We start from the raw sequence: 12,322 nt of genomic DNA on the forward strand, positions 1-12,322 counted from the left end.
CCTTTGAAAGCTATATATTTCCCTCTGAGAATTTAAATGTGTTGGTACTAATATTCCAAGAACCTTTTTTTATTGTTGATATTGATTTTGTTATTTTTGATTCTATTTTTATATTTAATAATTCTGATTTTGTTTTTGAGGGGGGATAAATTATTACTTTTTCTATCGTTATTTTTGATTTTTTAAAATATATTATAACGTTTTTAAGTGTTATTTGTTCTTTTTTTATTTCTATTACACCATCTGGAGCAAATATTTGCATTTGTTTTTCGTTGCACTTTATGTTTTTTATTTGAATTTCTTCTTTGTTGTTTATGTTTATTATTCCTTGTTCTATTTTTATTTTTTTATTCTTTATTGATATTAATATGTTGTTTAATATTACATATTGTTCATTTGCATTTATCTTCTCAATTATTGATTCTATTTCAAGGTTTGGATATATTATTTTTGCTTTGCATAAAATTGCTTGTTTTGTTTTTAAATCAAGGTTTAATTCTTTTAATTTGATTTGAATATTATAAGTTGTATTGCTTCCCCATAAATTTGACCCACACAAAGACATATCTTTAAAATGTAAACTTTCATTGCTGCCTAATTCAAAATTTTGATATTTTAGCTTATAATCAGATTCAAATGTAATATCTATGTTTTCATGGTTTTTTAGATCTATATATGCGTTTATTTTTTTTGCTTCTAATGAAATATCTTGCGTTGTTGCGGATATTCCGAATCCTATTGTTTGAAAAGTTGTTATTTCTTCTTTTTTTATTTGATCTTGTTGAAAAGAAAATGTTAATTTTTCCAATAACACAGTTCCTGGTGTTTTTTGCATTTTTGAAATTATTTTTATTCCAAATAAATAAAATGCTATATTTGAGCTGGATGTATTATATTTTGTTTGTAATTTTTTTATTAAAACTTCAATATCTTTTTGTTTCTCTAGTGTTAGTTGTACATCGTTAATTATTGAAGAAATTATATCTTCTGTTTTTAAATTTATTATTATTAAAATAAAAATTATTTTTATCATTATAAGTGGGCGAATAGGTTTTCTGACCATCCTGAGCCATCCAATTTTATTATACACTTCAAAGCTTCAAAGCATTCTATTGCTAAGTTTTTTCTTCCTTCTCTTTCTAACATTTCATTTAGTTTATCTCTTATTTCGTGCAAGTATAACACGTCTCCTGCTGCGTAGTTTTTTTGTTCTTGTGTTAAAACGCTTTTTCCCCAATCAGAAGATTGTTCTTTTTTTGAAATTTCCATTCCTAATAATTCATTGCATAACGTTTTTAATCCATGTTTTTCTGTATAGGTCCTTGCTAGTTTTGACGCTATTTTTGTGCAATAAATGTTGTTTGTCATTACTCCAAAAGTATGAAATAACAATCCACAATCGAAACGGGCAAAATGAAAAATTTTTTGAATTTTTTTATTTTCTAATAGCCTTATTAATTTTGGTGATTCTTGCAGATTATTCGCTTGAAACTGAACTAGATGGCAGTTTTTTCCATCAAATGTTAGTTGAATCAAGCATAATCTATCTCTTTCATGAAATAATCCCATTGATTCTGTATCTATTGCAACAGATGGATAATCTTCTATTTTTACCCATTCTGGAAGATCGCTTTGATGTACATATATATTTTCTGGTTGTTTTGTTGTGTTTTTACTCATCATTTATGATTCTATAATATTTTTTTAATTTTTTATACTATATCCTTTTTAATTTAAAATTTTGATATCTTTATATTACATATATGAATCAATTTTATTCTTGTTCTAATAATAAAGATCTTCTAAAGGTTTTAATAAAAAAAGGAAGAACAGAGCAACTAACAATCAATGTTTTGTGTAAAGATGCTTTTGTTGTTGACGATGTTTCTAAGTTTTTATGGAATAATTCTATTCCTCATTTTGTTTTTGATGATCCTTATCTTGATCAAAATCATATTTTTGTTAGTGATCAGGAAATGCCAGCTGATATGGTTATTTGTTTTGAAGATTGTAATTTTAAAAATATTTATAAGTGCGATAAAAAATTCTTTATTGGAAAGTTTGTTGATTTTGTTGAAAATAATGAAAAATATTGGGTTGAAAAAGGAAAGAAATGGGATTTAGTTTCTAGAAAAGATTTTTTTTAATTTTTGGTAATTGTTTTTTTGTTTGTTTTTTCTAGTTTTTGTTCCAATTTTTTTATAGCCTCTTCTTCTTTTATGTTTAAATTTTGAATTGAAACGAATGTTTTTTCGTGTTGTACGTATGGTCCAAACCTTCCAATTGAAACTTTTAACGGTTTGTTATTGTATGATCCTATTTCTTTTGGTAGTTCGCACAAAAGTAAGGCTTGTTCTTGAGTAATTGTTTCTGCTTCTTTTAGCCATTGTTTTGGGATTGGAATTTTTTTTTGTATTTCATTTTCGATTTGCACATACATACCGTATGGGCCGTTTTTTACAAAAACATCATATCCTTCTTTTGTTGTTGCAATAGCTTCTTTTGAATTTGTTTTTTTTTCTATTAACGAAATTGTGTTCGTGCAATCTGGATAATTTGTGCATCCTCTCATTGCTCCATATCTTGTTACCTTTAACATTAATGGTTTACCACAAACACATAGTTCTTGATTTGCTAAAAAATAATTAGAGTATGTTTTATCTATTAGTTTTGAAACCTCTAATGGAGAGGAGTCTTTTGCATTATTTATTAAATTTTGTAAATTTTCCCAAAAAGTTGATAGGGTGGGGAGAAAGGATTGATTTGAGCTTGCCAGTTCGTCTAATTTTTCTTCCATGCTGGATGTAAATTCATAAGCTATTTCGTTTTTAAAATAGGATGATAAAAAAGCTGTAACTATCCAACCTTTTTGAGTTGGAATTATTATTTTTTTTTGTTTTTCCACGTAATCTCTTTCAATCAAGACGGATGAAATTTTTGCATAAGTGCTTGGTCTTCCTATTCCTAATTTTTCTAATTGGCTAATAAATGTTGCTTCTGAAAATCTTTTTGGAGGCTGGGTTTCATGATCTTTTTCATATATTTCTTTTAAATCTAAAATTTGGTTTTCTTTTAGTTTTTTCAAATTAACTAAATTTTTCTTTTCTTCTTCTTCATCTTCATTTTGAATTATATCTTTGAAGCTATTAAATATCATTATTGAGTTTGTCATAGAAAATGACGATAGATTATTTTGAGGTTTGTTTTCTGCTTTTATTAATATATTAGTTTTTTCGCTTAATGCTGGCTTACATTGAGATGCTAAGGTTCTTTTCCATATTAATGTGTATAATTTTTTTAAATTAACATCTGGAAAATTTATTTTTTCAGGATCTAAATCTATGTTTGTTGGTCTAATAGCTTCGTGTGCTTCTTGTGCGTTTTTTATTTGTTTAGAATGAACTATTATATTTTCTGATAGATATTCGTTTCCATATTTTTCTTTTATTTTTTGTCTGATTTTATCAAGCGCTGACTTTTCAATGTTGAAGCTATCTGTTCTCATATATGTAATAAGACCTGTATGATTTCCATTTATTGAAAAGCCTTCATATAGTTTTTGTGCGCATTGCATTGTTAGTTTAGGAGGAAAGTTTAATTGAGATGAGGCTAATTGCTGTAAGCTAGATGTAATTAATGGGGCGGGCGCATTTTGTTTTTGAATTTGTGTTGTTATTTTGCTTATTTCAAACACGCTTTCTTTTAAAACTTCTAAATTAACTTTATCTGGTTCAAAAATATTTCCATTTTCAAATTTTTCTCCGTTATTTTCTGTTAATAACGCAATTCCTTCTGAATTTTTGAATTCGCTGTGAATTGTTATATATTTTTTCTTTTGAAAATTTAAAATTTCGTTTTCTCTTTCTATAATCAACTTTAAGCTTGCAGATTGCACTCTACCAGCAGATTTACAGCAAGGAACTTTTCTCCATAATAATTGAGATATTGAATATCCAAATAAATAATCTAATCCCACTCTGGCTAAGTAAGATTCCACTAAGCCGCTTCTTATTTCCATTGTGTTATTTATAGATTCTAAAATTGCTTCTTTTGAAACAGAATGAAATAAAATTCTTTTAGTTGGTGTTTTTATTTTGTTTTCTTTTAAGACTTGATTAAGATGCCAAGCAATTGCTTCTCCTTCTCTATCGGGATCGCTTGCTATTAATATTAGGTCGGCTTCTTTGGCTGCTGATAAAATTTCAGATTTGTTTTTATTCCACTGTGGCGTAAATTCCCAAATGTATTCAAAGTTTTCATTTGTTTTAATTGAGCCAGATTTTTTTGATAAATTTCTTATATGTCCAACCGTGGCTAAAACTTTATAGTTTTCTTTTTGATTTTTTAAATATTCTTTAATTGCCTTAGCTTTATTTGGAGACTCCACAAAGATTAGTATCATTATCCTTTTTTTTTAGCATAAAAAAACTTAAGAATCTATGGTAATTAAGTTGTTTTTTCTTGTTTTTTTCGGTGTTTTTGATTAAACCCTGTTGGTCAAATCGATTTTTGCGAAACATAGAAGCATATGTTGTTTTTTTTGTGTTAAAAAATTTTTTTATTTTTTTTCTTGTCTTTTTTTTTAAAAATTAATAAACTTATGGACAGGGGACATAGCTCAGTTGGTTAGAGCGTTGGCTTGTCACGCCAAAGGTCGCGGGTTCGAGACCCGTTGTTCCCGCCATTAACATTGTTTGAGTATAGTTTTTTATGATTTTTCTATAAAACGATTTAAAAAACATCTTGAAAGAGATTGGTTTTTCAGGTAAAACTTATTTCATGGATATAAAATCTTTAATAAAAAAATCTATGATAAATTGGTCAGAGGCCGAAGAAAATCTTATTAATGATTTTAACAATATATTAGAGTTAATAGGGTCTCTTCCTGAGCCTAAAAATCAAGAAATAAAATATGAAAATTTTGCACCCTTATTTAAAGATGAAGAAAACAAAGTGGCAAAAAAAGAGGATATAATTGAAGAAGGAGATATGTTTGTTATATGAGGGGATTTAAAGATAATTTACCTCCAATTTCTCATAAATTTGAATATATAAAAAAAATTTTCGAAGAAGTTTCTTCAAGCTATGCTGTAGACTTAATTGATTTGCCCTTGGTTGAATCTGCGGATTTATATTTTAGAACTTCTGGCGAAGAATCTGATATTTGTAATAAAGAACTTTTTGAAGTTAGAAAATACAAAGGATCTTTTGAAAATTGGGTGTTAAGACCCGAGGGAACTGCTTCTTGTGTGCGAGCTGTTAAGGATTTAAATCTTCTTCAAGATAACAAATTTTTAAGGCTAGGTTACTATGGGCCTATGTTTAGATATAACCGTCCACAAAAAGGTCGGTACAGACAATTTAACCAAGCTGGTTGGGAGTGGTTAGGAATAAGCCATAAATATATAGATTTAGAAATAATCTTAGCTAGCTGTGAGCTTTTGGATAAAATTGGGATTGAATATACTGTTGAACTAAACTCTATTGGAACTTTAGAAGATCGTGAGGTTTATAGGGCTGAATTACGCGAGTATTTTAACGTAAAAGAAGATCCTTTTAAAATTTTGGATAAACTAGAAAAGTTTGAGAAGGTTCCTAAAATGCAATTAAATTTTGAAGATCAAGAAAATTTTGAATTTTTATTGCAAAAACTAAAAGAAAAAAACATAAAACATCAGCATAACCCATATTTAGTTCGGGGATTGGATTATTATAATGGGGTTGTTTTTGAGTATAAGCACGAAGGAAAAACTGTTTTAGGTGGTGGGCGTTACGATGGTTTGATGTCTCAGCTGAGCAACAATAAAGACGCAAAAAAACAAGCTCACTCACCTAAAGTTCCAGCAATAGGATTTGCCTTGGGGGTTGATAGAGTTGTTGATATTTTAAATTATAAAAATGTAAAAAAAACAGTTACTGTTATAAGTTTAAATGAGGATGCATATACTTATAAGGTTGTTTCTATGCTTAGGGACTTTGGGTTCTCTGTTAATCCGCTATGGGGAGTTGATCTTTCAAAAGGGTTAAAGGCAGCTTCAAAAACAAGTGTTTATGCTGTTATTATTGGTGAAAATGAAGTGAAAAATAATTCAGTTGTTTTAAAAAACCTTGAAAAAGCTAGCCAAGAAGAGGTTTCTATTGAAGCTTTGAGAAGTCATATAATATTGCTTTAAAAATATGTTTCTATTAATTTAGCAAATGTGTAATAGTAATAGCATGAATATAAAACAAATATTTTGCTTATTTCTGAGTTTTGTGATTTTATCTCCACCAAAAACAGCGGAGATAAAAGAAGGGTTGGATTTTGAAGGTCCTGTAAATAATAGTTTAGTGCAGGATTCGATAAGTCTTATACAACAGTCTAAAACTATTGTCGACCTTTCGTACACAAATTTTTTGGACTCTGTTGAAAATCTTAAAAAAGATGTGTCAGATATAAAAAATCAATTGGGGTTATTTCAAAGCACTAGCAACGAAGGAGTGTCTATTTTTGAGGCGGAAAAACAATGGAAGGCTAAGTTAGAAACAGAATTAGAAAAAAAATTTCTGTACACCTTTGACCGTTTATCAAAAGTTGAGCGTAATTATAATGAACAACAGCGCGATTTGAAGGAAATTCCTAGTATGTTTTTGTCTATTCATACAAATGTAAAAAAGGAGATGGACTCTATGAATTTATGGACTTATAAGTTTAAGGAGGAAATTATTACTTGGCAAAAAAAAATAGAAAATAAGATGGATGCCAAGTTATTTGATTTGAGTCAAAAAAGTGCTGCTAATGAAGAGCTAAAAAAGCAGTTGGTTGATGTGAAAAGCGTTAATAAGAACGGTCTTAAAAGCTTAAAAGAGCAAATTACAAACTTAGAACAAAAGTTAGCTGATCAACAAAAAGAAAATCAAAAAAAGTTAAAAGATATGTCTTTAAAGTTTGAGCAAAGGTTAGCAGAGCAAGAACAAGCATATGAACAAAAGTTACAAAATATATTATTAAAAAAAGTTGAGTAAGTAGCCAACAATAAACAAGAGGGACACTCAATTCAGTCAAATAGTTCAGAGGTTGAGCAAGCAGTAAGTGAAACTTCCGTTCAAAAAAATTCGATTTCTCAAATTCAATTAGAGCCTGAAGCAAGTGGTTCAAATTACTCGTTTTTGTGGGAAAAAAGAGTAATTACTTATCAAAAACTCCTGCAATACAACCAGTACTTAATCGAAGAAATCCATATTCTTATGTAACAAAGCTTAGCTAAACAAAATCTACAAAAAATGAAAAATCTACGTTAATTATTTTATATTTTTTGTTATCAAATAAAATTGTTATATAGTATAAATTTGAATATTCGAGCTTGTTTTTGTTCATAAATTCAAAAAAGGTTGTTATGGATCGTTTACATTGTGTATGCGAAATTGAATAGGCTGCATTATCAATGTTTTTTCTATGCTTAACCTCAACTATATAAAAAGTTTTGTCGTTGTTTTTTGCAAGTATATCGATTTCTCCAGTTTTAGATTTTATTCTTGTCCCAACAATCAAAAGCCCTTTTTGCTTTAAAATTTTATCTGCAATTTTTTCAAAAAAAAGCCCTTTTTCAAAAATTTTCACCTGTTTATTAAACATATAAAAAACAACAAAATTTGTAAAGAAAAAACAAAACACGGTTCATTTACAAATGGAGATCTTTTGTTTTCTCCAGAAGGGTAAAAGAAGCACCCAATTTCATCGAGCCTAAGGAATGTCTGTTTATTGTTTAAAATAAATAAAATAGCATCACCTTATCTTCGAGATAAATTCTGAAGTTGTGATTTTTTAATTGACAGAATTTTTTGATTATAAAGATTATTGGCAGCAACTATACAGGCTAAAAAATTAGTATATACTATCAAATAAATGGTAAATATTTATCAACTACAAAGTTTGGCACCAATTTTTCTAACGGCTGGTTTGTATTTGGGGCTAGGAATTAAAAGTATTTGTTTTTTAATTTCTATTTTCACAGTTTTTTATAAAAAAATCACTCCAAAAATAAGAAGAATACTGATTTTTTTTTTATTAGGTTGTATTCGTGGTTTGTTTAAAGTTACTGAAACTAATTACTCCTATAGATATACAAGCTTTCAAGCCGATATAATCGATTATCAAATAAGAGAAAAAGCAAATTATTTATTGCTGAAAAACTTCAAGTATATCCCAAAAACTTCGTTTGAATATGAATTAGACAAATATCCATCTTTTCCAAAAGAAGCAATTATGGCAGTTGATGACTTAGAGACTTTAAAAAATGCAGGAAAAATTGAAGCAATAGGTAGGTTTCATATTCCAATGCAATTTATGAATGATAGAAGAATGAAGCCTAGAGGTGTAATAAAAACATTTAAAATTAAAAAAACCAAGAATCATAATTTAAAGAATTATTTAAGAGAAAAATTTCATACTTATTTAAGTTTAGATGCAGCAGATTTTTGTTGTGCGATATTTTTATCAGACACTTTTTCTATTTCAAAAGAAAGAAGAAAAGTATACGAAAAAGCTGGTTTATCTCATGTTTTAGGTGTTTCTATATTAAATTTGAGTGTTGTTTTAATTTTACTGTTTTATATTTTCTATTTTATGATTGGAACTTTTTACTTAAAGTCTGCTTTCACAATTCCATTGTTTGTGTCAGCTCAGTTGTTCTCGATTTTTTCAATAGTGATATATTGTTATTTGGTTGGATTTGAGTATCCGTTGTTAAGAACTCTTTTTATGTCGTCTGTTTCTCTGTTTATGTTGTTTAATGGCAGAAAAAATGATGTAGAAAGTGTTTTGTTAACCGCATCGATAATTTTAATGATTAACCCAGAAGCTATATATGATTTGAGTTTTCAGCTTTCATTTGGTGGAGTTTTAGGGATTTACTCGTTAAACAAAAATATAAAAAACAAGGTGTTATCTTCGTTTTGGACGACTTTATCAGCTATGTCATTAATCGGGCCAATTTCAATTTTTCAGTTTAAACAAATTTGTTTACAGCCTTTTTTATCTAATTTAATAACAACTCCCTTGTTAAGTTTTTTAATTACTCCATCACTATTAATTTATATTTTTTTGCCAAGTTTTTTAGCTAAATATTTTGCATTAATTATTAATTATGAGTTTATTTTTTTTGAAAAATTGATCATTTTTTTATCAAAAACAGCTGGAAATATTCATTTTTTACCTGTTTTTTATCTGTTTTTTGTTGTTTTTTTATCGTTTTTTTTAATTTTTTCTATAATAAAAGAGAGAGTTAGATATGTTTTTTTAGCATTGGGTTATTTGTTTTTGTTAATAGGAATAATTCGTGCATATAACAAAAAACCTTTTGTTTTGGTGAACGCTTCTATGATAGCATTAGTATTAAAAGATAAAATATATGTTTATCCAAAAAGTGGAAAAAATGGAGAGATTTTGTCTGAATATTACAACTTACCCGTTTATGATGGTAAAGATATAGGTGTTTTTAAAGAAGATTGCGGAAAAATTATAATTAATGATATAGGAATAGTAAGATCAGGGCCAAAAGGATGTTATTGTTTGAACACAAAAAAAGACTATGTTTTTTTACCTGAAGAAATAATAGATAAAACGCAAAAAATCGTGCTTTTTTAAGGGTCTTTTTGGAACTAAAATTAATTGTTGCTATACAAAAAATTTAATTCCACAAAAAGCTGCCGCCAATGCATCTGTACTATCGAATTTTTCGCTGTTTTTCCAGTTTTCTAGGTTGTTTTTGAAAAAACTTTCTATCTCTTGTTTTTCTGCATTTCCTTTTTGTGTGACTTCTAGTTTTATTTGTTTTGGGGCTATTATTTCTACTTTTCCTTTGTTTTTTCCAATTGCTGTTAAAATGCTTCCTCTAGCTAATCCTAATTTTATTGCTGAGTTTTTGTTTAGCCCCACAAACGAATCTTCAACAATTATTAAATTTGGAGAGTATCTTTCTATTATTTGATTTATTTGCTCGTATATAAAAAACAATTTTTCTGTGGTTTCTCGTTTAGTTTTTAATTTTAAAAACAAATGAGTATGATTTGTTATAATTGGAATTAATGAAATTGGGTTTATTTTGTTTTTTTTGTTTGTTTCAATTGTGTTTATTATTTCTGGATCGATTTCAATTATGCCTATTCCTAAAAAGTGTAGGCCTGGATCTATTCCTAGAATGATTTTATTTTCTTTGTTTGTTTTTATGTGTTCTCCTATTAATTCTCCTGTTGTTTTTTTCATTACTATTGTTTATTTAATCATTTTATTTGTCTTTTTAGATAGATGATGGGGGGGGTAAGTTTTTTTATTTAGCTAAACAAAATTTAAAAAAAAGTGTATATTGGGCTTAATGGCAGGACATTCACACGCAAAGAACGTAGCAGGTAAAAAAAACGCTATGGATAAAAAAAGAGCAAAGGTTTTTATGAAAATTGCTAAAATTATAACTGTTGCTGTAAAAGAGGGGTCTTCAAACAATCCTGATTTTAATCCTAGGCTTAGGCTAGCTTTAAAAATGGCACAGAATGCTAATGTTCCAAAGGATATTATTAAAAAAGCTATAGAGACTAAGATTGATCCTAATGAAAAAGTTGAAACTATTGTTTATGAGGGGTATCTTGATGGTGTTGCTATCATTGTTTTAGCTCATACTTGTAATAAGAATAAGACCGCTCCTGAAATTAGATATATTTTTAGTCGTGCGAATGGATCAATTGCTGAGCCAAACTCTGTTGTTTTTATGTTTAATAAGATTTCAAAAGTTGAATGTGAGGTTCCAAAAGACAAAGAAGAGGATTTTTTATTAGACTCAGCTTCGATTGGTGCTTTGGATGTTTCTGGAAATATTGCAAAGTTTTCTGTGGACATGCATAATCAAGCTCAAGTTGAACTTGAAAAAAATTGGCCAATTATTTTTGCTGGTATTACTTATGAGCCTAATACTTGTGCTACAAAAGGAAGTTTGGAAGCTGTGGAAGCTTTGATTGAAAAACTTGAAGAAAACGAATCTGTTGAGGCTTGTTGGCATAATTATTCTGACAATTAATTCTATAAATTTTTTGTAAATTTGTTTATTATTTTATTATATGAAGGTTGTTTTTAATTTATTGACTGGCGGCCGTCTGCCAGAGCGGCAAACGGAAGGTAGCGTTGGTTATGATCTTTTTTCCTGTGTTGATTTAGAAATTGAGCCTAAAAAGGTTGGTTTGATTAATTTGGGGTTTTGCATGGAAATTGAAGTTGGTTATGAAGCTCAAATTCGTTCTCGTTCTGGTTTTGCTTTAAAAAATCAAGTTTTTGTTTTAAATTCTCCGGGCACTATTGATTCTGATTATAGAGGAGAGGTTGCTGTGATTTTAATGAATTTATCTGATAATGTTTTTAAGGTGAGCGTTGGAGATAGAGTTGCTCAAATGGTTTTTTCTAAGGTTGAAGCGCCAGAAATGGTTTTAAGTGATGGTTTATCTGTTTTTAGAAAAAAAAGCGATATAAAAGAAAGTAGATCTGGAGGGTTTGGTTCAACAAAAATTTAAATTTTTTTGTTGTTTTGCTTTTTTTGACAAAAAACATTATGCCTGGACTATTTTTTTTTTCAAAAAAACAGTATCATTAAGGTGAAAAAACAGTCAAAAGGTTTTTATTTTAAAAGCTGAATCGCGTTGGGAGTAATATGATGAATTTGAATGATTATGAGCTTGTTATAAAAGAAAGAAGCGATATAGGGTCAAAAGCAGCAAGAAAGTTGAGAAGTGAGGGCTTAATTCCTGCAACTTTTTATGGTCAAAAAGAAGTTTTTTCTGGCTGCTTAGAGTTAAAAGATCTTGAACGGGCAATTAGGTCTAAAACTTTATTTAATAAATTTACAAACGTTGATTTTAATAATAGTAAGCGCATTGTTGTTGCAAAAGTTTTACAAAAAGACTCCGTTTCTGAAAAAATTTTACACATTGATTTCCAAATAGTTGTTCCTAGTGTTGAGTTTAAGATGAGGGTTCCAATTGTTTATAAAAACGCAGAATTGTGTAATGATATTAAATTAGGTGCAATTTTAAACATTGTAAAATCCACTTTGGTTTTAAAAGCAACTCCGGAAAACATGCCTGATTGCTTAGAGTGTGACTTATCTAATGCTAAAGCAAAAACACCAATTAGGCTCTCTTCTATTGAAATACCTAAAAATGTTTTATTGGTTGGTAGTAAATCAACTGATACTATTGCTAGTATTTCTTCTTTAAGAAAAAAGGCTTCTGATTCTTCGTCTGAAGCTTCTTCTAGTTCTTCTGCTTCAGCAAAAACTGCTGCTAAAAAATAAATTTTTTT

The 12,322-nt window shown here is 28.4% G+C and carries 13 protein-coding genes and 1 tRNA gene; 9 read left to right on the forward strand and 5 right to left on the reverse strand.

The window, feature by feature from the left end; all coding sequences use genetic code 11:
* Positions 1-10: 10 nt before the first annotated feature.
* Positions 11-1,033, reverse strand: a complete 1,023-nt coding sequence (locus AAHM83_RS01550; protein ID WP_342261741.1) for a hypothetical protein — start codon at positions 1,031-1,033, stop codon at positions 11-13.
* A complete protein-coding gene (locus AAHM83_RS01555) occupies positions 1,033-1,680 on the reverse strand; it encodes a ribonuclease H-like domain-containing protein (RefSeq protein ID WP_342261742.1) in 648 nt (215 codons plus the stop codon). The genes AAHM83_RS01550 and AAHM83_RS01555 overlap by 1 nt, the downstream gene beginning before the upstream one ends.
* Positions 1,681-1,763: 83 nt before the next feature.
* Here AAHM83_RS01555 and AAHM83_RS01560 point away from each other — a divergent pair, with 83 nt between their 5' ends.
* A complete protein-coding gene (locus AAHM83_RS01560) occupies positions 1,764-2,147 on the forward strand; it encodes a hypothetical protein (RefSeq protein WP_342261743.1) in 384 nt (127 codons plus the stop codon).
* On the opposite strand, the gene topA is transcribed toward AAHM83_RS01560, so the two are convergent.
* Positions 2,144-4,402 (reverse strand): type I DNA topoisomerase, encoded by a 2,259-nt coding sequence (gene topA / locus AAHM83_RS01565; protein ID WP_342261744.1) that lies wholly within the window; start codon positions 4,400-4,402, stop codon positions 2,144-2,146. The two genes, AAHM83_RS01560 and topA, sit on opposite strands and share 4 nt — an antisense overlap.
* Before the next feature lie 205 nt (positions 4,403-4,607).
* Here topA and AAHM83_RS01570 point away from each other — a divergent pair.
* From AAHM83_RS01570 to AAHM83_RS01585, 4 genes are all read left to right on the forward strand, one after another.
* A tRNA-Asp gene (locus AAHM83_RS01570) sits at positions 4,608-4,684 on the forward strand.
* 95 nt (positions 4,685-4,779) lie between these two features.
* Positions 4,780-5,004, forward strand: a complete 225-nt coding sequence (locus AAHM83_RS01575) for a hypothetical protein (RefSeq protein ID WP_342261745.1) — start codon at positions 4,780-4,782, stop codon at positions 5,002-5,004.
* Positions 5,001-6,173: a histidine--tRNA ligase gene (gene hisS, locus AAHM83_RS01580; RefSeq protein ID WP_342261746.1), complete on the forward strand. Its 1,173-nt coding sequence runs from the start codon at positions 5,001-5,003 to the stop codon at positions 6,171-6,173. The genes AAHM83_RS01575 and hisS overlap by 4 nt, the downstream gene beginning before the upstream one ends.
* A gap of 82 nt (positions 6,174-6,255) precedes the next feature.
* Positions 6,256-7,005: a hypothetical protein gene (locus AAHM83_RS01585; protein ID WP_342261747.1), complete on the forward strand. Its 750-nt coding sequence runs from the start codon at positions 6,256-6,258 to the stop codon at positions 7,003-7,005.
* Between the two features lie 238 nt (positions 7,006-7,243).
* Here the strand turns inward: AAHM83_RS01585 and AAHM83_RS01590 are convergent, their stop codons facing one another.
* Positions 7,244-7,600 carry a YraN family protein gene (locus AAHM83_RS01590; protein ID WP_342261748.1) on the reverse strand — a complete coding sequence of 119 codons (357 nt, stop codon included), beginning with the start codon at positions 7,598-7,600 and terminating at the stop codon, positions 7,244-7,246.
* A gap of 285 nt (positions 7,601-7,885) precedes the next feature.
* Here AAHM83_RS01590 and AAHM83_RS01595 point away from each other — a divergent pair, with 285 nt between their 5' ends.
* On the forward strand, positions 7,886-9,625 hold the full coding sequence (locus tag AAHM83_RS01595) for a ComEC/Rec2 family competence protein (protein WP_342261749.1): 1,740 nt from the start codon (positions 7,886-7,888) through the stop codon (positions 9,623-9,625).
* Between the two features lie 30 nt (positions 9,626-9,655).
* On the opposite strand, the gene AAHM83_RS01600 is transcribed toward AAHM83_RS01595, so the two are convergent.
* Positions 9,656-10,243, reverse strand: a complete 588-nt coding sequence (locus tag AAHM83_RS01600) for a crossover junction endodeoxyribonuclease RuvC (RefSeq protein ID WP_342261750.1) — start codon at positions 10,241-10,243, stop codon at positions 9,656-9,658.
* 109 nt (positions 10,244-10,352) lie between these two features.
* Between AAHM83_RS01600 and AAHM83_RS01605 the strand changes: the two genes are divergently transcribed.
* The 3 genes from AAHM83_RS01605 to AAHM83_RS01615 all read left to right on the forward strand — a co-directional run bounded on the left by AAHM83_RS01605 (position 10,353) and on the right by AAHM83_RS01615 (position 12,314).
* Positions 10,353-11,048, forward strand: coding sequence for a YebC/PmpR family DNA-binding transcriptional regulator (locus tag AAHM83_RS01605; RefSeq protein WP_342261751.1), 696 nt, complete (start codon positions 10,353-10,355; stop codon positions 11,046-11,048).
* Between the two features lie 40 nt (positions 11,049-11,088).
* A complete protein-coding gene (gene dut / locus AAHM83_RS01610; RefSeq protein ID WP_342261752.1) occupies positions 11,089-11,535 on the forward strand; it encodes a dUTP diphosphatase in 447 nt (148 codons plus the stop codon).
* 140 nt (positions 11,536-11,675) lie between these two features.
* Positions 11,676-12,314: a 50S ribosomal protein L25 gene (locus AAHM83_RS01615; RefSeq protein WP_342261753.1), complete on the forward strand. Its 639-nt coding sequence runs from the start codon at positions 11,676-11,678 to the stop codon at positions 12,312-12,314.
* The last annotated feature ends 8 nt before the right edge of the window (positions 12,315-12,322 follow it).

The organism is Alphaproteobacteria bacterium endosymbiont of Tiliacea citrago (genome assembly GCF_964031065.1).
Taxonomy (GTDB): domain Bacteria; phylum Pseudomonadota; class Alphaproteobacteria; order CAJXXZ01; family DAHXLG01.